This window comes from Micromonospora sp. CNZ297 (assembly GCF_007827625.1).
In genome coordinates, this window is sequence record NZ_VISU01000005.1 from 316,817 (window position 1) to 337,822 (window position 21,006).

Consider the following 21,006-nt stretch of genomic DNA (forward strand, 5'->3'; position numbering starts at 1 on the left):
TCCGGGCCGGCCACCGCCTCCGGGCCGGCCACCGCCGCCTCGCCGCCGGCCGTGGCGAGGTTGGTCAGCACCACGTCGAGGACCTTCACCGCCTCCGCCTTGGCCAGCGGGTTGTTGCCGTTGCCGCACTTCGGGGACTGGACGCACGACGGGCACCCGGTCTCGCACCCGCACTCGGCGATCGCGTCCCGGGTGGCGCGCAGCCAGGCGGCGGCGGTGCCGTACGCCCGCTCGGCGAAACCCGCGCCGCCGGGGTGACCGTCGTAGACGAAGACGGTGGGTGCCTCGGTGTCCGGGTGCAGGGCGGTGGACAGCCCGCCGATGTCCCACCTGTCGCACGTCGCCATCAGCGGCAGCAGGCCGATGGCGGCGTGCTCGGCGGCGTGCAGCGCGCCCGGCACGTCAGCCGCCTCGACACCGGCGGCGGTCAGCGACTCGGGGGAGAGCGTGAACCACACCGCGACGGTGCGCAGCTCCCGCGCGGGCAGGTCCAGCGGGCGGGTGTCGATCACCTCGCCGGTGGCGATGCGCCGCCGCTGGTACGACACCACCTTGCTGGTCACGTCCACCTCGCCGAGGAACAGCCCGACCGGCCCGGCGTCCACGTACGAGCGGACCGACACCACCGACAGCGAGGTGACATCGCGGGCGTGGGTGGACCAGTCCGGCTCCTCGGCGTGCACCAGCGCGCACCCGTCGGCCAGGTCGAGCGAGTCGACCACGTACGAGACGCCCTGGTGCAGGTAGACCGCGCCGGTGTGCAGCAGGAAGTGCGCCGACCCGCCGTCGACGGTGCCGAGTAGCCGGCCGGTGGACTCCTCCACCACGCACACCGGGGCGCCGCCCTCGCCGCGCAGGTCGACCTCGGGGCGTTCCCGGTGCCGCCAGTACCAGCCGGTGGGCCGCTGCCGCAGCGCCCCCGCCTCGACCAGCGAATCCACCGCCTCCTTCGCGCCCTCACCGAACAGGTCCAGGTCGGCCGGGGTGAGCGGGGACTCGTGGGCGGCGCAGGCGAGCTGTGGCGCGAGCACGTACGGGTTGGCCGGGTCGAGCACCGTCGCCTCGACCGGCCGCCCGAACAGCGCCTCCGGGTGGTGCACCAGGTAGGTGTCGAGCGGGTCGTCCCGGGCCACCAGCACGGCGAGCGCCTCGTCGCCGGAGCGCCCGGCCCGCCCGGCCTGCTGCCACAGTGACGCGCGGGTGCCGGGCCAGCCGCAGATCAGCACCGCGTCCAGGCCGACCAGGTCGACGCCGAGTTCGAGCGCGTTGGTGGAGGCGAGCCCGAGCAGGTCGCCGTGCAGCAGCGCCCGTTCCAGCTCGCGGCGTTCCTCGCGCAGGTAGCCGGCCCGGTAGGCGGCAACCCGGTCGCCCAGCCCGGGTACGGCCTCGTCGAGCGACCGCCGGGCGTTCGCCGCGACCACCTCGGCGCCCCGGCGGGACCGCACGAACGCGAGCGTGCGTACCCCCTCGACCACGCTGTCGGCGAGCAGGTCCGCGGTCTCCCGCAGCGCGGAGCGCCGGACCTGGACGAGGTCGGCGTCGACGGACGAGTCGGTGGGCGGCAGCAGTGGCGGCTCCCAGAGCGCGAACGTCACCCCGCCGCGCGGCGACGTGTCCTCGGTGACGGCGGTGACGGGCAGGCCGGTGAGCCGCTCGGCCGCCGCCGCCGGGTCACCCGACGTGGCGGAGGCCAGCAGAAAGACGGGGGTACGCCCGAAGCGCGCGCACTGCCGCCGCAACCGCCGCAGCACGTGCGCGACGTGTGAGCCGAAGACGCCCCGGTAGGTGTGGCACTCGTCGACCACCACGTACGCGAGCCGGCGCAGGAACCCGGACCAGTGGGCGTGCCCGGGCAGGACGCCGTGGTGCAGCATGTCCGGGTTGGTCAGCACGAACCGGGAGTGCCGGCGGATCCACTCCCGTTCGGCGCGCGGCGTGTCCCCGTCGTAGGTGGCGGGGCGTACCCCGTCGAGTTCGAGACCGGCGACGGCGCGGAGCTGGTCGGCGGCGAGCGCCTTGGTCGGCGCCAGGTAGAGCACGGTGGCGCGCGGGTCGGCGAGCAGCGTGCTCAGCGCGGGAAGCTGGTACGCCAGGGACTTGCCGGACGCCGTGCCGGTGGCGACCACCACGTGCCGGCCCGCGTACGCCAGCTCGGCGGCCTCGGCCTGGTGCCGCCACGGGGCGGTGACGCCGCGCCGCGCGAACGCCGCCCTCAGTTCCTCCGGCGCCCAGCCGGGCCACCCGACGGGCTCGCCGGCGCGGGCCGGGACGCGTTCGACGTGGGTGACCGGGTCGGTGGGGTGACGCAGCCGCAGCCGGCGCAGCAGCTCGCCCGGCGCACGCCGCGGGCCGGGGCTGTGGTCGGTCACGTCCTGCACTCTCGCACTGGTGTTCGGAATTGGGAACCGCAGGGTGGGGGTATGGGGAGGGCGTGGCCGGTGACCGAGGGGGCCGCACGGGGAGATGGTTAGATGCCCAGGAGAGTTTACCGAGGAGGGACCGATGGAGCTGTCGCTGGCGACCCGCGCCGTGGGGGAGCACACGGTGCTCGAGGTCGGTGGTGAGGTGGATGTCTACACCGCCCCCCGCCTGCGGGAAAGGCTCCTGGAGTTGATCGACGGCGGGGCCCGCCACGTGGTGGTCGACCTCGGCCGGGTGGACTTCCTCGACTCGACCGGTCTGGGTGTGCTCGTGGGCGCGCTCAAGCGGCTGCGCTCGGCCGGTGGCTCCTTCGCGCTGGTCTGCGACAAGGAGCCGCTGCTCAAGATCTTCCGGATCACCGCCCTGGACCAGGTCTTCCCGCTGCATCCGACGGTCGACGCGGCCATCGCCGCCGACTCCACCGGCGCGTGATGGCGACCGTCAAGCTGTCCTTCTCTCCGGCCCCGGTGCACGTGCGCACCGCCCGCCTGGTCGGCGTCGCGGTGGCCCGGCGGGCCGGCGTACGCGAGGACCTGCTGGACGAGGTGCGCCTGGCCATCGGTGAGGCGTGCACCCGGGCGGTCGCGCTGCACCGGCAGTACGGCCTGGCCGACCCGGTGTACGTGGAGATGTCCGACGGCGGCGGCTACACGGTCCGGGTGGTGGACCGGGCCCCGATCGAGGCGGGCCTCGGCCTGGCCGCGCTCGGCCCGGACGAGCTGGCCAAGGAGTCGCTCAGCGAGGACGCGCTCACCACCGGGGTGGGCTTCGCGCTGCTCGCCGGTTTCGTGGAGGATCTCCAGGTCCGTCCGGTCGACGACGGCGTCGGCACCGAGGTACGGATGTCCTGGCCGACCGGCCGCGCCTGACCCGAAACGCACACGCAGGCCGCGCTCCCCGAAGGGGGAGCGCGGCCTCGTCGTATTGGCCGCGCCATATATCAGATTTCTTCGCATAACACAGTTACGAAGATCATCGAGACACGGTGCCCCCTCGGTGTGACCTCCGCCACGCCAGAGGGCTACAGTACGCGGGTTGTCAGCAAGTGATCCCGTCCCGTAGCCAGCGGGAACGGGAGTTCATCGCTGGTCCGCCGGAGTGGGTCGGCGCGCGCTTGCGAGTCCGCATCCAGGCGTCGGCCCGTGCGTCTCCACAGGTCGGCGCGAGTTGTTCGGTACAGGAGGACATAGATGTCCGGGACCTTGGCCGCCGACGGCGGCGCACTGTCCCTTACCGGAGCCAACGTGACGTACGTCGTCATCGCCGCGGTCATCGCGCTGGTGGCGCTCGTCTTCGCGGCCGCCCTCACCAGGGCGGTCCTGGCGGCCGGTAAGGGAACCACCAACATGCAGGAGATCTCCGGCGCGGTGCAGGAGGGCGCGTCGGCGTACCTGCTGCGGCAGTTCCGCACGCTGGCGATCTTCGTGGTGATCGCCGTCGTGCTGCTCTTCCTGCTGCCGGTGCACGACACCGACGGCAACGAAACGCTGGTGAAGGCCGGCCGCTCGGCGTTCTTCGTGGTGGGTGCGCTGTTCAGCGCGTTCATCGGCGGCGCCGGCATGTGGCTGGCCACCCGCGCCAACCTGCGGGTGGCAGCGGCCGCGCGGGAGCGGGAAGGCGGCCGCGAGGCCGCCATGAAGATCGCCTTCCGCACCGGCGGCGTGGTCGGCTTCCTCACCGTCGGCCTCGGCCTGTTCGGTGCGGCGCTGGTCGTGCTGATCTTCCGGGGTGACGCCCCGACCGTGCTGGAGGGCTTCGGCTTCGGCGCCGCGCTGCTCGCCATGTTCATGCGGGTCGGCGGCGGCATCTTCACCAAGGCCGCCGACGTCGGCGCCGACCTGGTCGGCAAGGTCGAGCAGGGCATCCCGGAGGACGACCCGCGCAACGCCGCCACCATCGCCGACAACGTGGGCGACAACGTCGGCGACTGCGCCGGCATGGCCGCCGACCTGTTCGAGTCGTACGCGGTCACGCTCGTCGCGGCGCTGATCCTCGGCCGGGCCGCGTTCGGCGAGACCGGCCTGGTCTTCCCGCTGATCATCTCCACCATCGGCGTGCTGGTCGCGATCGTCGGCGTCTTCATCACCCGGCTGCGCGCCAGCGACCGCAACGGCCTGACCGCGATCAACCGGGCCTTCTACCTGTCCGCGCTGATCGCCGCGGTGCTCGTCGCGATCGCCGCGTTCGCGTACCTGCCGGCCACGTTCGCCGAGCTGGAGGGCGGGCTGACCGACGTCGACCGCAACCCGCGGCTGGTCGCCATCGGCGCGGTCGTGATCGGTATCGTGCTGGCCGCCGCGATCCAGGCGCTGACCGGCTACTTCACCGAGACCAACCGGCGCCCGGTGCAGGACATCGGCAAGAGCTCGCAGACCGGCCCGGCCACCGTCATCCTCGCCGGCATCAGCGTCGGCCTGGAGTCAGCCGTCTACTCGGCGCTGCTGATCGGCGCCGGCGTCTTCGGCGCGTTCCTGCTCGGCGGCAGCTCGATCACGCTGTCCCTGTTCGCGGTCGCGCTGGCCGGCACCGGCCTGCTCACCACCGTCGGCGTCATCGTCGCGATGGACACGTTCGGCCCGATCTCCGACAACGCGCAGGGCGTGGCCGAGATGTCCGGCGACATCGACGAGCACGGCGCGCGGACGCTCACCGAGCTGGACGCCGTCGGCAACACCACAAAGGCGATCACCAAGGGCATCGCGATCGCCACGGCGGTGCTGGCCGCCACCGCGCTGTTCGGCTCGTACACCGACACGCTGCGCTCGGCGTACGAGGACGCGGGCGTGGGCGACGTCGGCACCGAGATCCTCAACTCGCTCAACGTGTCCAACCCGCGCAACCTGGTCGGCCTGATCATCGGCGCGGCGGTGGTCTTCCTCTTCTCCGGCCTGGCCATCAACGCGGTCTCCCGCTCGGCCGGCGCCGTGGTGATGGAGGTACGCCGCCAGTTCCGCGAGCTGCCCGGCATCATGGACCGCACCCAGCGGCCCGAGTACGGCAAGGTCGTGGACATCTGCACCCGGGACGCGCAGCGCGAGCTGATGACCCCCGGCCTGCTGGCCATCCTGGCCCCGATCGCTGTCGGCTTCGGCCTCGGCCCGGGCGCGCTGGCCGCGTACCTGGCCGGCGCGATCGGCGCGGGCACGCTGATGGCGGTGTTCCTGGCCAACTCCGGTGGCGCCTGGGACAACGCCAAGAAGCTGGTGGAGGACGGCGCGTACGGCGGCAAGGGCTCCGACGCGCACTCCGCCACCGTCATCGGCGACACCGTCGGTGACCCGTTCAAGGACACCGCCGGCCCGGCGATCAACCCGCTGATCAAGGTGATGAACCTGGTCTCGCTGCTGATCGCCCCGGCCGTGGTGGCCTGGAGCGTGGGCGACGACAAGAACCCGGCGCTGCGCATCACGATCGCCGTGGTGGCCGCGCTGATCATCGCGGCCGCAGTGGTGTTCAGCAAGCGCAAGGGTGTGGCGATGACCGACGAGGACAGCGGGGCCGGCACCCCGGACCAGCGTCCGGAGACGGTGAACGCCTGATCGCACGCGACGGTTCCCGGCCGGCCCCGGCCGGCCGGGAGCCCCGTGCCCGGCAAACCTGACCGGTGGCGGTTCCGCCCGGAGGTCGTACGCTGCATCGCATGCGTACGCGCCGGGCGGCAACCGCCGGAAAGCTCACGGTGGTCCTGGCCACGCTGGTCCTCGTGGTCGCCGGGTGCGGCGGCGGTCCCAACCCCCGGGTCTGGGCCGCGTCGGTGTGCCAGGCGCTCACCCCGTGGCGCGCGGAGATCTCCAAACTGACCAGCAGCACGCAGCAGCAGATGACCGCGCAGACCACCCCGGCGCAGGCCAAGGAGAACCTGGTCCGGCTCTTCGCCGGTGCCGAGCAGGCCAGCGAGACGGCCCGGCGCAAGGTCGAGGAGGCGGGCGTGCCCGAGGCCGAACGCGGCGCCGAGGTGTCCGCCGGGTTCCTGGGGTCGCTGAGCAAGATGCGTGACGCGTACGGCCGGGCCCGGTCCGCCATCGACCGGCTCGACACCGCCCAGGCCGGTCCGTTCTACGACGGCGTGCGCGCCGCCGTGGACACGCTCAACAAGGAGTACGACGCGAGCGCGCTGGACACCAGCAAACTCAACTCGACCGAGCTGAAAGAGGCCTTCGACGAGGTCCCGGAGTGTCGCTGACCCCTCCCACCCCGAAACCGGCCCGCCAGCCCTCGCTGTTCTCCACCGAGGCGGCCGATCCCGCGCTGGCGGACCTCGCCGGCCTGCTCGCCGGGCCGGGTGAGGTGGGGCGGATGGGCGGCACGGCCCGGATCTCCGTGGTGGTCGACGCCGCCTGGCGGGTGCACGTGCTGGTGGCCGAGCTGGGCGCCCGGGGTGTGCCGGCGAGCTGGGAGCCGACCGAGGACGGGCGGCACCGGGTGCGCACCGCGTACACGAGCATGCTGGCGCCGCTCGCGCGGGCCTGGCTGCGCGGCGCGGCGAAGCGGCCACCGGCCCGCTTCCACCTGGACGGGCGGCGGCTGCGGCTCTGGGCGGCCGCCGCCGGCACGGCCGAGCCGGCCGGATTCCGGCTGCGGCTCGGACCGGCCGACGAGCCGTCCTGGCCGGTGGTCCGCGCCGCGCTGGCGGCGGTCGGCCTGCCGGCCGCGTTCGTGGAGCCGGACGAGGGCGGGCCCGCGTTCCGGATCGGCGGGCGGCGGATGTCGCGGCTCGCCGAGCTGGTGGGGGAACGGCCGGCGACGGCGCCGGTGGCGGACTGGCCGGGCTCCCGGGGCTGACCGCCGCTGTCCGAAGCCGGACACCCGGGGAGGGCTCCGCCGGGGGTACGCGATCGTCACAGTGACCCGCCTGTCGCCCTACCCACGGTGTACCGTGACGCCGTCCGGCAGGGTGCGGCCGGCGGTCGCCGGGAGGGCGGCCCGTTTGCCGCCCACGAAACCCGGAACGCGGACGGCGCGTTACGTTGGACATCCGGACCGCCTGTGGTCCGGGTGGCGCAACACGGCCCGAAGCGGGCATGGCGTAGGAGTGAGGTCGGGGAGAGACGTGCCGAGCAACGCTGGAACCACCCGTCTGGTCATCGTCGAGTCACCGGCGAAGGCCAAGACGATCTCGGGCTACCTCGGCCCGGGGTACGTCGTGGAGGCCAGCTTCGGCCACGTCCGGGACCTGCCCCGCAACGCCGCCGACGTCCCGGCGAAGTACAAGGGTGAGCCCTGGGCGCGCCTCGGCGTCGACGTCGACAACGGCTTCCACGCCCTCTACGTTGTGTCGCCCGACCGTAAGCAGCAGATCAGCAAGCTGGTGAAGCTGGCCAAGGAGGTCGACGAGATCTTCCTGGCGACGGATGAGGACCGCGAGGGCGAGGCCATCGCCTGGCACCTGGTGGAGACGCTCAAGCCCAAGGTGCCGGTCAAGCGGATGGTCTTCCACGAGATCACCAAGCCGGCCATCCAGGCCGCCGTGGCGAACCCCCGGGAGATCGACCGCGACCTGGTCGACGCCCAGGAGGCGCGGCGCATCCTCGACCGCCTCTACGGCTACGAGGTCTCGCCCGTGCTGTGGAAGAAGGTCATGCCGAAGCTGTCGGCGGGCCGGGTGCAGTCGGTGGCGACGCGCATCGTGGTCGAGCGGGAGCGCCAGCGGATGGCGTTCCGCACCGCCGAGTACTGGGACATCCTGGCCACGCTCGCCGTGGCGAAGCCGGGCGAGGGCCCGCGGACGTTCAACGCCACGCTCGTCGCGCTCAACGGTGACCGGATCGCCACCGGCAAGGACTTCGAGCCGACCACGGGTCGCGTTCGCGCCGGTGCGGGTGTCGTCCACCTCGACGAGGGCGGGGCCCGAGGGCTGGCGGCCCGCCTGGCCGACCAGCCGTTCACCGTCACCCGGGTCGAGGAGAAGCCCTACCGCCGCCGCCCGTACGCGCCGTTCATCACCTCCACGCTCCAGCAGGAGGCGGCCCGCAAGATGCGGTTCTCGTCGCAGCAGACGATGCGCACCGCGCAGCGCCTGTACGAGAACGGCTACATCACCTACATGCGTACCGACTCGGTGAACCTGTCCGAGACGGCCATCACGGCGGCCCGCCGGCAGATCGTCGAGCTGTACGGCGAGCGCAGCGTGCCGCCGGAGCCGCGCCGCTACACCGGCAAGGTGAAGAACGCCCAGGAGGCGCACGAGGCGATCCGCCCCGCCGGCGACAACTTCCGCACCCCGGGCGAGGTGGCCAAGGAGCTGTCCGCCGAGGAGTTCAAGCTCTACGAGCTGATCTGGCGGCGCACCATCGCCTCGCAGATGACCGACGCGGTCGGCTCCAGCGTGTCGGTGCGCATCCGCGCCGTCTCCTCCGCCCAGGAGGAGGCCGACTTCGGCGCGACCGGCAAGACCATCACCGACCCGGGCTTCCTGCGCGCGTACGTCGAGTCGAGCGACGACGAGAACGCCGAGGCCGAGGACGCCGAGCGGCGGCTGCCCACGCTGGTCAAGGACCAGCCGCTGACCGCCGACGAGCTGGCCGCGCAGGGCCACCACACCCAGCCGCCCGCCCGCTACACCGAGGCGTCGCTGGTCAAGGCCCTCGAAGAGCTGGGCATCGGCCGGCCCTCCACGTACGCGTCGATCATGCAGACGATCCAGGACCGCGGGTACGTGGTGAAGCGCGGCCAGGCCATGATCCCGTCGTTCCTGGCGTTCGCGGTGATCGGGCTGATGGAGCGGCACTACCCGCGACTGATCGACTACGACTTCACCGCCAGCATGGAGAACGAGCTGGACGAGATCGCCGGTGGTGACCACGCCGCCGTCGACTTCCTCACCTCCTTCTACTTCGGCAGCACCAACGGCACCGGCGACCAGGCCATCGCCCACGCGGGCGGGCTCAAGAAGCTGGTCACGGAGAACCTCAGCGAGATCGACGCGCGCAGCGTCAACTCCATCCCGCTGTTCACCGACGACGAGGGCCGCGAGGTCGTCGTCCGGGTCGGCCGGTACGGGCCGTACCTCCAGCGGGCGCTGCCCGGCGAGCAGCAGGCGCCGACGCCGGCGGCCTCGGGTGAGGGCGAGGAGAGCGGCTCGCAGGGCGACCGGGCGCCGATCCCGGAGGGCCTGGCGCCGGACGAGCTGACCCCGGAGAAGGTGCACGAGCTGTTCCTCGGCGGCGGCGGTGAGCGCAAGCTCGGCGACGACCCGTCGACCGGCGAGCCGATCGTGCTCAAGTCCGGCCGGTTCGGCCCGTACGTGGCGAGCGGCGAGCGCAAGTCCTCGCTGCTGCGCTCGCAGACGCCGGACAGCCTCACCCTGGAGCAGGCGTTGCAGCTGCTGCGCCTGCCCCGGCTGATCGGCGTGGCCCCGGACGGCGTCGAGGTGTTCGCCAACAACGGCCGCTACGGCCCGTACGTCAAGCGCGGTGACGAGTTCCGCTCGCTGGACTCGGAAGACAAGATGTTCACAGTCACGCTGGACGAGGCGCTGGCGTTGCTGGCCGCCCCGAAGACGCGTCAGCGCCGGGCCGCCGCGCCGCCGCTGCGGGAGATGGGCAACGACCCGCTCACCGAGAAGCCGCTGGTGATCAAGGACGGGCGCTTCGGGCCGTACGTGACCGACGGCGAGTTCAACGCGTCGCTGCGGCGCGGGCAGACGCCGGAGGAGCTGACGCTGGAGCAGGCGTCGGAGATGCTGGCCGAGAAGCGCGCGAAGGGCCCGGCGCCGAAGAAGAAGGCAGCGAAGAAGGCCGCCCCGGCCAAGAAGGCAACGGCGGCGAAGAAGACCACGGCGGCCAAGAAGACCACGGCCGCCAAGAAGGCTCCCGCGAAGAAGGCCGCCCCCAAGAAGGCGACCTCAACCCCGAACGAGTGATCTTGGAAGGAAAAGGCCCTCATGGAGGCCGTTTCCTTCCAAGATCTGGTGGTTGTCCACAGGGGCGGCGGAAGGGCCGCGTCGGGGGCACCGTGGGTGGGTGGGGAACTCCTGGGCGGGGATGCGGCGGGCGCTGCCGTCGGATGACGCGGACGAACTGACCTGGCTGCTCTTCCGGCAGGAGGACGTGCTCAGCCTTCAGCAGGCACGAGCGCATCTCACGCGTAGGGCGATCCGCCACCGGGTGACGACCGGCCGGTGGCGACAGGCGCATCGCGCGGTTCTCGTCGCGCACAACGGCCCGGTCGGTCTCGCGCAACTCCGGTGGATCGCGGTGCTGGCGGCCGGGCCCACCGCGCTGCTGGGCGGCATGACTGCGGCTCAGGTGGGCGGGCTGCGTGGCTTCCCGGAACGGGTGGTCCACCTGCTTCTGCCAGCCACGACCCGTCGATCACCGCTACCGGCCGGTGTGCTGGCGCACCGGACGACCCACCTGCCCGATTCCGACGTGGTGCCGGTCGCGGCGCCGCCCCGGACGGCGGCGGCCCGGTCGATCGTCGACGCCGCGCAGTGGGCACCGACCGACACCGGGGCCCGTGCGATCGTCGCGGCTGCCTTCCAGCAGCGGCTGGTGGGTGGCGACGACGTGCACGAGGTGGTGGAGCGGATGCCCCGGATCCGCCGACGACGGCTGATCCTGTCCACCGCCACGGATGCGGCCGGGGGTGCGCACTCCCTGGGCGAACTCGACCTGCTCGGTCTCGTCCGCCGTGCCGGCCTGCCCGAACCGAGCCGTCAGGTGGTCCGCCGGGATTCCGCCGGCCGGCGGCGCTACCTCGACGCGTACTTCGAGCAGTGGCGCGTGCACGTCGAGGTGGACGGCGGGCAGCATCTCGATCCGGCACACGCCTGGGCGGACATGCGGCGGCAGAACGACCTGTGGGTCGAGGGCGACGGTGTTCTCCGGTTCCCCGCCTGGGTCCTGCGCGCCCATCCCGAAGAGGTGATCGCCCAACTCCGCGCCGCCCTGCGGGCGGCCGGCTGGCCGGGGTGACCGCCAGCCGAGATCTTGGAAGGAAACGGCCCCGATAAGGGCCCTTTCCTTCCAAGATCCTCAAGCGCCCAGGACCTGGGTCAGGTAGGGGTTCTGGAAAAGGTTGTGGGGGTCGAGGCGGGCGCGGACGGACTGGAAGTCGGCGAATCTCGGGTAGGCGCTCGCGAGGGACTCGGCGGTGCGCCAGTGCAGCTTGCCCCAGTGCGGCCGGCCACCCAACTCGGTCGCCACCTGCTCGAACGCGCGGAAGTACGGCTCGTACGGCATGCCCACGTACTGGTGCACGGCGATGTACGCCGAGTCCCGCCCGTACGAGTGGGACAGCCAGATGTCGTCGGCGGCGGTGAACCGCACCTCGACCGGGAACAGCACCTTGAACGGCAGCCGGTCCACGATCCGGCGCAGCTCGGCCAGCGCGGTGGGCAGCGCCTCGCGTGGCAGGCCGTACTCCATCTCCACGAAGCGGACCCGGCGCGGTGTGCAGAACACCCGGTCGGAGCGGCCGGTGTAGGTGCGTTCGGTGAGCGCGCGGGCGGAGACGGCGCTGATCCGGGGTGCGAGGGCGGGTACGGCGCGGCCGAGGCGGCAGGCGCCGGCGAAGACGGTGTTGGAGAGGAACTCGTCGTCCAGCCAGCCGCGCCAGCGGGGCAGCGGCCGGTCGTCGGCGGGTACCCGGTCGTTCGTCTTGACCTGCACCCGGTCGGTGTAGGGGAACCAGTAGAACTCGGCGTGGTCGTGCGCGTCGTACAGGCCGGGCAGGTCGTCGAGCACCTCGGCGAGCGGGGCCGGGCGTTCGTGCGCGCGCAGCACGAAGGCGTCCACGCAGCGCAGCGTGACCTCGACCAGCACGCCGACGGCGCCGAGCCCGACCCGGGCGGCGTCGAAGACGTCGCGGTTCTCCTCGGCCGAGCAGCGCAGCACCTCGCCGGTGCCGGTGACGAGCGTCAGCCCGACCACGAAGGTGGACAGGCAGCCCAGTTTCGCCCCGGTGCCGTGGGTGCCTGTCGACAGCGCACCGGCGATGGTCTGGGCGTCGATGTCGCCCAGGTTCGGCATGGCGAGGCCGTGCCCGGCGAGCAGTTCGTTGAGCGTGTGCAACGTCATCCCGGCCGGTACGGTGACCAGGCGGCGCGCCACATCGACTGTGACGTCCGTCTCCAGCGCGGCGAGGTCGATCCGGTGCCCGTCGGCGACGGCGGTGGCGGTGAAGGAGTGGCCGCTGCCGGTGGCCCGGACGGTCCGGCCCGCCGCGGCGGCCTGGCGCACCGCCTCGGCCACGTCGGAGACGCTATGCGGGCGCACGGTGAGGAGCGCGGTGCTGTGCTGGTTGCCGGCCCAGTTGGACCAGGTGGCGGTGGTACCGGTCATCGCGGCCACTCCTCGACATGAATATGAACTGAATTCATATCAGGAACGTTGTGCCTGGTAAATACCGCAATCGAGCCCGGCTCGTTGTACCGGTAGTCACAGACTCGTGACGTGCAGATATGTTCATCCGTCGAAGGGGGGTGGCGCCGAGTGTCCACACCAGCCGCCACGACCGGGCCGCTGCGTCGGGTACCGGTGCAGGGTCGAAGTGTCGCGCGGGTCCAGCGGATGCTGGACGCCTGCGCCGAGCTCGTCGACGAGGTGGGGTACGAAGGGCTGACCACGACCCTGCTCGCCGAGCGTGCCGAGGTGGCGATCGGGTCGGTCTACCAGTTCTTTCCGGACAAACGGGCGATCGTGCAGGCGCTGACCCTGCGCACCATGGAGTCCTACCTCCAGCGGCTCGACGAGCGGTTCTCCTCGGACGACCTGACCCACTGGTGGGACGGCGTCGACGCGGCGATCGACGAGTACATCTCGATGCACCGCACCGTTCCCGGCTTCCGTACCCTGCACTTCGGCGACGTGGTCGACCTGCACCTGCTGGACGACCAGCGGGACAACAACGGAGTCATCGCGGAGCAGCTCGCCCGCGTACTCACCGAGCGTTTCGGCCTGGCCGGGGTGCCCGACCTGCGGTTCCACCTGGAGGTCGCGGTGGAGGCCGCTGATGCCCTGATCAAGCTGGCCTTCCGTCGCCGCACCGACGGCGACGAGCGGGTGCTGGTCGAGGCGAAGGCGCTCATCCGGGAGTACCTGCACCGGCAGGTGAACGCCCCCACGGAGGCCGTCCACCAGGGTTGAGCGGCACGTTGAACGGCGGGTTCTGAGAGTGCGCCGGGGCCCGCCGTCGTCACGGCGGTGGGGCAGAGCCGCGGGGCGGCTCAGAGGAAGGCGTGCCCCTCGCCCCGGTAGGTCGGCACGGTGGCGACCACCGCGTCCCCCTCGACCAGGTGCACCTCGTTGACGTGCTCGCACAGCTCGCCCGCCTTGGCGTGGCGGAACCACACCCGGTCGCCGACGCGCAGGCCGTCGGCGGCCTCCCCGGCCAGCGGGGTCTGCACCTCGCCGGCGCCCTCCGCGCCGAGCAGCTTCAACCCCTCCGGCAGCCACGGCCGCGGCAGCCGGCTGTCCGCCGCCGGGCCGGAGGCGATCCAGCCGCCGCCGAGCACCGTCGCCAGCCCGGGCGCCGGGCGGCGGACCACCGCGCAGGCGAAGAACGCCGCCGGGGTCGGCTGCCAGGCACGGTACGCGTCGAACAGCGTCGGCCCGTACAGGCCGGAGCCCGCGGTGACCTCGGTGACGGCGGGGTCCGCGCTGGTGGCGGCCACGCTGCCGGTGCCGCCGCCGTTGACGAACTCCAGGTCGGCGTGCTCGCGTACCGCACCGACCGCGGCCGAGCGGCGTGCCAGCAGTTCCCGGTACGAGCCGCGCTGCGCGACCCGGATCGCCGAGCCGAGCATCGCCTGTCCGGGCGGCGCGTCGCCGAGGCCGGCGATCTGTGCCTCGTACGACATCAGACCGACCAGACGGAAGCCCGGCCGCCCGGCGACGGCGGCGGCGAGCGCGCCGGCCGCCGTGGCGCTGTGCACCGGGGAGCGGCGCACGCCGACGTGCACCCGGCCGCCCAGCGGGCGCCAGGAGGCGTCCAGGTCGAGGCAGATCCGCAGCGCGGGGCGGCGTGCGGGCGGGCACACCCGGTCGATCAGGTCGAGCTGTGCGGTGTCGTCGATCATCAAGGTCACCGCGTCGGCGAGCGCCGGGTCGGCGGCCAGTTCGGCGAGGCCGCCCCGGTGGGCCGTCGGGTACGCCACGAGCACGTCGTCGCTGACCCCGGAGCGGACCAGCCACAGCGCCTCGGGCAGCGTGAAGGCCATCACGCCGTGCCATTCGGGCCGCTTGAGCGCCCGGGTCAGCAGCTCGCGGACGCGTACCGACTTGCTCGCCACGCGCAGGGGCTTGCCGCCGGACCGGCCGGCGAGCGCCTCGGCGTTGGCGTCGAACGCGGTGAGGTCGACCACCGCGTACGGCGGGTCGAGGTGAGCGGTCGCCCGGTCGAGACGATCGCGAGTTTTGTCACGGTCGATGGCCACGTCTGCACGCTAACTGTCTGGACGGCAATGCGAAATACCCTCGCGTCTGTCCGGGCTGCGGGCGGTGGTCCCGGCGGCCTAGGCTCGGCGAGCAGGTGAATGTCGCGGGGGACGACCCTTCCTGCGCGACTAGAGTGTTCCACCGGGGATGCCCAGACCTGGGCCGGCACGTGGAGGTACGGCCATCGAAAGCCAGAACAACGGCGAGTCGCCCGGCGTGTCGTCGCCCGGGACAGCCGCCGACCACTCCGGCGTCGCCGCCATCCGCTCGGTGCTGCGCATCCGGCCGTTCCGCAGGCTGTGGATCGTCCTCAGCGCCGCCTCGTTCGGCGACTGGCTCGGCCTGCTCGCCACCGCGCTGTTCGCCGCGTCCCAGGTCTCCGGCAGCACCGCCCAGGGTGCCGCGTTCGGCGGTGTGACCGCGATCCGGCTGCTCCCGGCGCTGGTGCTCGGCCCGGTGGCGGGTGTGTTCGCCGACCGGTTCGACCGCCGGTGGACCATGGTCATCTGCGACCTGCTGCGCTTCGTGCTGTTCGCCTCGATCCCGCTGTACGCGCTCACCGGCGCCGCGGGCGGGCTGGTGGTCGGCTGGGCGCTGATCGCCACCTTCCTGATCGAGTCGATCACGTTGATGTGGATCCCGGCCAAGGAGGCGGCGGTCCCCAACCTCATCCCGCGTACCCGGCTGGAGGCGGCGAACCAGCTCACGCTGATCACCACGTACGGCCTCACGCCGGTGGCCGCGGCCGTCGCGCTCGCCGTGCTGGACCGCGGCGTCCGCGGCGCGGTCGGCGGCGACCTGCCCGGCTGGGCCGAACCGGCCCAGCTCGCGCTCTGGTTCAACGCCTTCTCCCGGCTGGCCACCGCGCTCGTGGTGGCGTTCGGGATCAAGGAGATCAGTCACGCCCAGCGCGGCGAGGCGGAGCGCTCCGAGCAGAGCATGTTCCGGCAGTTCTCCGAGGGCTGGAAATACATCGGCCAGACCCCGCTCGTCCGCGGCCTCGTGCTGGGCATCTTCGGCGCGTTCGCCGGCGGCGGCATCGTGGTCGGCACGGCCAAGTTCTTCGCCAACTCGCTCGGCGCCGGTGACGCCGCGTTCTCGCTGCTGTTCGGCGCGATCTTCGTCGGCCTGGCGCTCGGTATCGGCCTCGGGCCGATGATCGTGCGGGACATGTCCCGCCGCCGCTGGTTCGGCATGAGCATCGTGCTCGCCAGCGCCTCGGTGCTGGTGCTCGCGTTCGCCATCCACCTGTCCATGGCCATCCTCGGCGCGATCCTGGTCGGCGCGGGCGCGGGCATGGCGTTCCTGGCCGGCACCACGCTGCTCGGCGGCGAGGTGGCCGACGAGGTGCGCGGCCGGGTCTTCGCGGTGGTGCAGATCGGCACCCGGCTGGTGCTGATCCTGGCCATCGCGCTCAGCAGCCTCCTGGTCGGCGTCGGCGGCTCCCGCCAGCTCACCATCGCCGACCTGGGCATCTCCATCTCCTCCACCCGCCTGCTGCTGCTCGCCGCCGGCGCGGCCGGCATCATCGCCGGCATCAGCGCGTTCGGCCAGATGGACGACAAGAAGGGCGTACCGGTCCTCGCCGACCTGTGGGGCTCGATCCGGGGCCGCCCGCTGATGCCGGCCGAGCCGTTCGTCTCCAGCGGCCTGTTCGTGGTCTTCGAGGGCGGTGAGGGGGCCGGCAAGTCCACCCAGCTCGCCGAGCTGGCCGAGCGGCTGCGCGCGCAGGGCCGCGACGTGGTGGTCACCCGCGAGCCGGGTGCCACGCCGGTCGGCGAACGGATCCGCTCCCTGGTGCTCGGCACCACGCCCGGCGAGGCGCCGTCGCCGCGCGCCGAGGCGCTGCTCTACGCCGCCGACCGGGCGCACCACGTGGCCACCGTCGTCCGCCCGGCGCTCGTGCGCGGCGCTGTGGTGATCAGCGACCGGTACGTCGACTCGTCGCTCGCCTACCAGGGCGCCGGCCGGACGCTTCCGGTGGACGAGGTCTCCTGGCTCTCCTCCTGGGCCACCGGCGGCCTCAAGCCCGACCTGGTGGTGCTGCTCGACGTCGAGCCGCGTACCGGCCTGAGCCGGGTCGAGGACCGCGCCGAGGGCACCGACCGGCTGGAGGCCGAGTCGCTGACGTTCCACGAGCGGGTCCGGTACGCCTTCCTCGACCTCGCCGCCGGTGACCCGAAGCGCTACCTGGTGCTCGACGCGTCCCGCCCGATCGACGAGACCGCCGACGCGGTCGCCCGCCGGGTGGGCGAGCTGCTGGCCGACCCGGCCGGCATCGTGCACCCCCGTCCGGCGCAGGGTCCGGACACCTCGGTCCAGCCCGAGTTATCCGACGCGGAGCTGGTGACGATGGAGCAACCCCGACGATGACCGACGTCTTCGGCGATCTGGTCGGGCAGGACGAGGCGGTGGCCATGCTGCGGCGGGCCGCCGCCTCGGCCGCCGCCCTGCTGCGCGCGCCGGTGACGTCCCCCGCGGGCGGGCACGACGACCTCGACGCGCTCGCCGAGGAGCACGACGGCGACCCGGGCCCGGCTGCGCCGGCCGACCCGGGCGGCGGCATGACCCACGCCTGGATCTTCACCGGACCGCCCGGATCGGGCCGCTCGGTGGCCGCCCGCGCGTTCGCCGCCGCGCTGGAGTGCGTGCACGGCACCGGCTGCGGCACCTGCCCCGGGTGCCACACCACGCTCGCCGGCACCCACGCGGACGTCCGCCTCGTGGTGCCCGAGGGCCTGTCCATCGGCGTCAACGAGATGCGCGCGCTGGTGCTGCGGGCGGCCAGCGCGCCGTCCGGCGGCCGGTGGCAGATCGTGATCATCGAGGACGCCGACCGGCTCACCGAGGCCGCCGGCAACGCGCTGCTCAAGGCGATCGAGGAGCCGCCGCCGCGTACCGTCTTCCTGCTCTGCGCCCCGTCCACCCACCCGGATGACATCTCCGTGACCATCCGGTCGCGCTGCCGCGTCGTACCCCTGCGGCAGCCGCCGCCCGCAGCGGTGGCCGAGGTGCTGGTCCGCCGCGACGGCGTCGCGCCGGACGTGGCCGAGTGGGCCGCCGCGGCGGCGCAGGGCCATGTGGGCCGGGCCCGGCGGCTGGCCCGCGACCCGGAGGCCCGGCAGCGGCGTGACGCGGTGCTGGCCGTACCGCGTCGGCTGACCGGTGTGGGCGCGGCGTTCGACGCGGCCTCGGCGCTGATCGAGGCCGCCGAGGCGGAGGCCGCCGCGTCCGTCGCCGAGATCGACGAGGCGGAGCGTACGGCGTTGCAGACCGCGCTCGGCGCGGGCGGCACCGGCCGGGGCGCGGCCGGCGCCATGCGCGGGGCGGCCGGCCAGCTCAAGGATCTGGAGAAGCGGCAGAAGTCGCGGGCCACCCGTGCCCAGCGGGACGCACTCGACCGGGCCCTGGTCGACCTGGCCGGGTTCTACCGGGACGCGCTCACCATGGCGTGGCGGGCGCCGGTCGCCCCGGTGCACACCGACACGGCGTCGCTCGCCGGTGCGGGCGCGCAGAAGTGGGACGCCGAGGGCTCGCTGCGCCGCCTGGAGGCGGTGCTGGAGTGCCGCGCGGCGATCGAGGCCAACGTCAAGCCGCGGATCGCGGTGGAGGCGATGATGCTGGCCCTCTGGCGCGGCTGAGCCGGGCACTTTCCGCACTGTCCACAGGGCATCGACAGGCGCGATTGGCGTGCGGTACGGTCCGGTGATGCCGCGGTGACCGAGGCGGCACGCTCAGTGAGGGTCGGGCCGACCGGCCGGGAGGAGTCCGCCGATGCCGCGGGGCGAGATCGACGAGGCCTGGATCGAGGAGGCGGTGCGGCGCTACCGCCGGATCGAGAACCTGCAGGCCGAGTTCGACCAGGCGGTCGCGACGGTCGAGGTCACCGTCCGCTCACCCGACGGGCTCGTCGAGGTGGTGGTGACCGCCGGCGGGCGCATCACCGACGTGCGTTTCCTCGGCCCGCTGCACCACCGCAGCCCGCGCGACGTGGCCGGTTCGGTGCAGGCCGCCGTCACCGCCGCCGCCGACGCGGCGCAGTGGGCGCGGGAGAAGCTGCACAACGAGACCTTCGCGGCGTACCGGCCGCTGGCGGGGGCCTGACATGGAGACGCTGCGTGCCCTGGCCGCCCGTCTCGACGAGGCCGGCGCGACCCTCGCCACCCTCTCCCGCACGGTGACCGCCACCGACCCGCCGCATCCCGCGTTCGGCGCGCACGCCGCCGGCCGCCCCGGTGAGGTGGGCCGTGCGCTGCACCGCCAGTGGACAGTGGCCACTGCCGACCGGGCGCGCGAGGCGCAGGCCGCCGCCGTCCGGCTGGCCGCCGCCGCGGCGGCGCTGCGCAGCGCCGCCGACCGTTACGCCGCCGCCGACGACGCGGTCGCCCGGCGGCTGGCCCGGGAGGCCTGATGGACGCGCTCGACCGCCTCGCCGAGCCGGGGCTCGACCTGCTCGCCCGCGTCGACACGCTGCTGGCCGCCGGCGCGCCCGAGGGGCACCGGCTGTGGCCGCTGCTGCGCCGCATGCAGGTGCTTCCCGGCGCGGCCGTGCGCGAGTTCCTCGACCTGCATCCCGCGCCGCTGACCGGCGCCGGCCACGCGGTGCGCCGGCTCGTCCGGGGGTACGACGACACCTGTGCGCTGCTGGCCGACCAGGTCGCCTGGTCCGGCGCTGCCGCGTCGGCGTACGACGAGGCACGTGCCGCCCTGATGCGGCACCTGGACGAGGGGCCGGACAGCCTGGTCGGGCGGCTGGAGTCGACGGCGGGCTACGCCGACGCGCTGGCCGGCTGGGTGGAGGGCAGCCGGGCGGCGCTGGCCCGGGCGCTGGCCGAGGTGCTGGGCTCGGCCGAGGCGGTCGCGGTGCACGCGGCGACGCGGCCCGGCGCCGAGGCCGGACGGGCCGGGGCGTCGGCGGCGGCCGAGATCGCGACGAGGGTCCTGGGTGTGCTCGGGGTGGCCTACGACGGCGCGGAGACGCTGCTGCGCCAGTGGGGGCCGAGCCTGGCCGAGACGCCGTGGCGGGACCGCGCCACCACCGCCCCGCGCTACGGCGGCACCACCCGGATCGGCTACTGACGGTCCACGGCGCCGCGCACCGGACCGGCCGTTTCCGGGTGACGGCGGCGGCGCCGTGGCCTTCCCCTGCACCCCCCGCAGGTATGCCTTCACTCAACGCGCCCGGGCGGTGTTTGTCAGGGGCCCGCCGGAGATTCAGCCGTCCGGGCGAGGCGATGGGGCCGGTTCGGCCGGGTCGACGACGATGATCGCTGCGCTGGGTGACCGGGCGGCGACAGGTGCGCCGTGCGGCGGGCGTCGGTCCGCGTAGGGTGTGGCGTATGGGCATGCTCTGCGCGGTCAGCTTCAACCGGTACGGGCGCCTCTACTACCTCGACCCGGGCGAGCTGCGTCCGCAGGTGGGCGATCGGGTGCTGGTGCCCACCGACGAGGGGCCCGAGGTGGCCGAGTGCGTCTGGGCCGCGCAGTGGGTCAGTGAGGACACCGACAGCTTCCCGAAACTCGCAGGGATCGCCGGCGACGACGACCTGCGCCGCGACGAGATGCTGCGCCGGCGCAAGGCCGAGGCGAAGGTCGCCGCCAAGCGGCTGATCCGCGAACACGGCCTGCCGATGAAGGTGGTCGCCGTCGACCACGTCCTGGCCACGCCGGAGAACGGCAGTGACCGCACCACCATCTACTTCACCGCGCCGCACCGCGTCGACTTCCGCTCGCTTGTCCGCGACCTGGGCGCCACGCTGCACTGCCGGGTCGAGCTGCGGCAGCTGTCCGCCCGCGACTCCGCCCGCGTGCAGGGCGGCATCGGCTCCTGCGGGCGCGATCTGTGCTGCGCCACGTTCCTCACCGACTTCGAGCCGGTGACCATCCGGATGGCGAAGGACCAGGACCTGCCGCTCAACCCGTTGCGCATCTCCGGGGCGTGCGGGCGGCTGATGTGCTGCCTGAAGTACGAGCACCCGCTGTACCAGAAGTTCCAGGAGTCGGCTCCGGCGGTCGGCAGCCGGGTGTCCACTCCGCAGGGCGAGGGCAAGGTGGTCGGCCACAGTGTCCCGCGCGACGCGGTGACGGTCCGGCTGGACGCCGACGGCTCCCGCTCGATGTGCTCCCGCGCGTCGGTGTGCGGCCCGAGGCAGGCCCACGACCAGCACTACCCCCAGCCCTGACCCTCCCTCCCTCTCCCACCGTTTCC

General features: G+C 73.4%; 17 protein-coding genes. 14 read left to right on the forward strand and 3 right to left on the reverse strand.

What is annotated here, in order from left to right; translation table 11 throughout:
* Window positions 1-2,411, reverse strand: a 2,411-nt coding sequence (locus FB454_RS12585; RefSeq protein ID WP_145822994.1) for a DEAD/DEAH box helicase, incomplete at its 3' end; no start/stop codon positions are given.
* 91 nt (window positions 2,412-2,502) lie between these two features.
* On the opposite strand from FB454_RS12585, the gene FB454_RS12590 reads away from it, so the two are divergent.
* The 7 genes from FB454_RS12590 to FB454_RS12620 all read left to right on the forward strand — a co-directional run bounded on the left by FB454_RS12590 (window position 2,503) and on the right by FB454_RS12620 (window position 11,336).
* The gene (locus FB454_RS12590) at window positions 2,503-2,853 is read left to right on the forward strand and encodes an STAS domain-containing protein (protein WP_013283649.1); all 351 of its coding nucleotides are present in this window, start codon (window positions 2,503-2,505) and stop codon (window positions 2,851-2,853) included.
* The gene (locus tag FB454_RS12595; protein ID WP_145822970.1) at window positions 2,853-3,290 is read left to right on the forward strand and encodes an ATP-binding protein; all 438 of its coding nucleotides are present in this window, start codon (window positions 2,853-2,855) and stop codon (window positions 3,288-3,290) included. Before FB454_RS12590 ends, FB454_RS12595 begins: the two co-directional genes overlap by 1 nt.
* 321 nt (window positions 3,291-3,611) lie before the next feature.
* Window positions 3,612-5,960, forward strand: coding sequence for a sodium-translocating pyrophosphatase (locus FB454_RS12600; protein WP_013283651.1), 2,349 nt, complete (start codon window positions 3,612-3,614; stop codon window positions 5,958-5,960).
* Window positions 5,961-6,061: 101 nt separating this feature from the next.
* Complete coding sequence (locus FB454_RS12605) at window positions 6,062-6,604, forward strand: hypothetical protein (RefSeq protein ID WP_013283652.1); 543 nt, start codon at window positions 6,062-6,064, stop codon at window positions 6,602-6,604.
* Window positions 6,595-7,203, forward strand: coding sequence for a hypothetical protein (locus FB454_RS12610; protein ID WP_030274448.1), 609 nt, complete (start codon window positions 6,595-6,597; stop codon window positions 7,201-7,203). Before FB454_RS12605 ends, FB454_RS12610 begins: the two co-directional genes overlap by 10 nt.
* A 268-nt stretch (window positions 7,204-7,471) precedes the next feature.
* Entirely contained in the window at window positions 7,472-10,282 is a 2,811-nt protein-coding gene (topA, locus tag FB454_RS12615; RefSeq protein ID WP_145822971.1) for a type I DNA topoisomerase, read from the forward strand.
* A gap of 100 nt (window positions 10,283-10,382) precedes the next feature.
* Window positions 10,383-11,336, forward strand: a complete 954-nt coding sequence (locus FB454_RS12620) for a DUF559 domain-containing protein (protein WP_486485413.1) — start codon at window positions 10,383-10,385, stop codon at window positions 11,334-11,336.
* A gap of 60 nt (window positions 11,337-11,396) precedes the next feature.
* Here FB454_RS12620 and FB454_RS12625 read toward each other — a convergent pair whose 3' ends face one another.
* Window positions 11,397-12,713: a D-arabinono-1,4-lactone oxidase gene (locus tag FB454_RS12625; RefSeq protein ID WP_041798765.1), complete on the reverse strand. Its 1,317-nt coding sequence runs from the start codon at window positions 12,711-12,713 to the stop codon at window positions 11,397-11,399.
* Window positions 12,714-12,932: 219 nt separating this feature from the next.
* Between FB454_RS12625 and FB454_RS12630 the strand changes: the two genes are divergently transcribed.
* Complete coding sequence (locus FB454_RS12630) at window positions 12,933-13,508, forward strand: TetR/AcrR family transcriptional regulator (protein WP_030274442.1); 576 nt, start codon at window positions 12,933-12,935, stop codon at window positions 13,506-13,508.
* An 80-nt stretch (window positions 13,509-13,588) separates the two neighbouring features.
* Here the strand turns inward: FB454_RS12630 and FB454_RS12635 are convergent, their stop codons facing one another.
* Window positions 13,589-14,797, reverse strand: coding sequence for an amino acid deaminase/aldolase (locus FB454_RS12635; RefSeq protein ID WP_145822972.1), 1,209 nt, complete (start codon window positions 14,795-14,797; stop codon window positions 13,589-13,591).
* A gap of 148 nt (window positions 14,798-14,945) precedes the next feature.
* Here FB454_RS12635 and tmk point away from each other — a divergent pair, with 148 nt between their 5' ends.
* From tmk to FB454_RS12665, 6 genes are all read left to right on the forward strand, one after another.
* On the forward strand, window positions 14,946-17,171 hold the full coding sequence (gene tmk / locus FB454_RS12640) for a dTMP kinase (protein ID WP_244879714.1): 2,226 nt from the start codon (window positions 14,946-14,948) through the stop codon (window positions 17,169-17,171).
* Window positions 17,168-18,439 carry a DNA polymerase III subunit delta' gene (locus FB454_RS12645; RefSeq protein WP_145822973.1) on the forward strand — a complete coding sequence of 424 codons (1,272 nt, stop codon included), beginning with the start codon at window positions 17,168-17,170 and terminating at the stop codon, window positions 18,437-18,439. The genes tmk and FB454_RS12645 overlap by 4 nt, the downstream gene beginning before the upstream one ends.
* A gap of 133 nt (window positions 18,440-18,572) precedes the next feature.
* The gene (locus FB454_RS12650) at window positions 18,573-18,902 is read left to right on the forward strand and encodes a YbaB/EbfC family nucleoid-associated protein (protein WP_013473591.1); all 330 of its coding nucleotides are present in this window, start codon (window positions 18,573-18,575) and stop codon (window positions 18,900-18,902) included.
* A 1-nt stretch (window position 18,903) separates the two neighbouring features.
* The gene (locus tag FB454_RS12655; protein ID WP_013283662.1) at window positions 18,904-19,209 is read left to right on the forward strand and encodes a hypothetical protein; all 306 of its coding nucleotides are present in this window, start codon (window positions 18,904-18,906) and stop codon (window positions 19,207-19,209) included.
* Window positions 19,209-19,877, forward strand: coding sequence for a hypothetical protein (locus FB454_RS12660; RefSeq protein WP_030274435.1), 669 nt, complete (start codon window positions 19,209-19,211; stop codon window positions 19,875-19,877). The genes FB454_RS12655 and FB454_RS12660 overlap by 1 nt, the downstream gene beginning before the upstream one ends.
* A 260-nt stretch (window positions 19,878-20,137) precedes the next feature.
* A complete protein-coding gene (locus FB454_RS12665; protein WP_013473593.1) occupies window positions 20,138-20,980 on the forward strand; it encodes a PSP1 domain-containing protein in 843 nt (280 codons plus the stop codon).
* Window positions 20,981-21,006 lie beyond the last annotated feature (26 nt).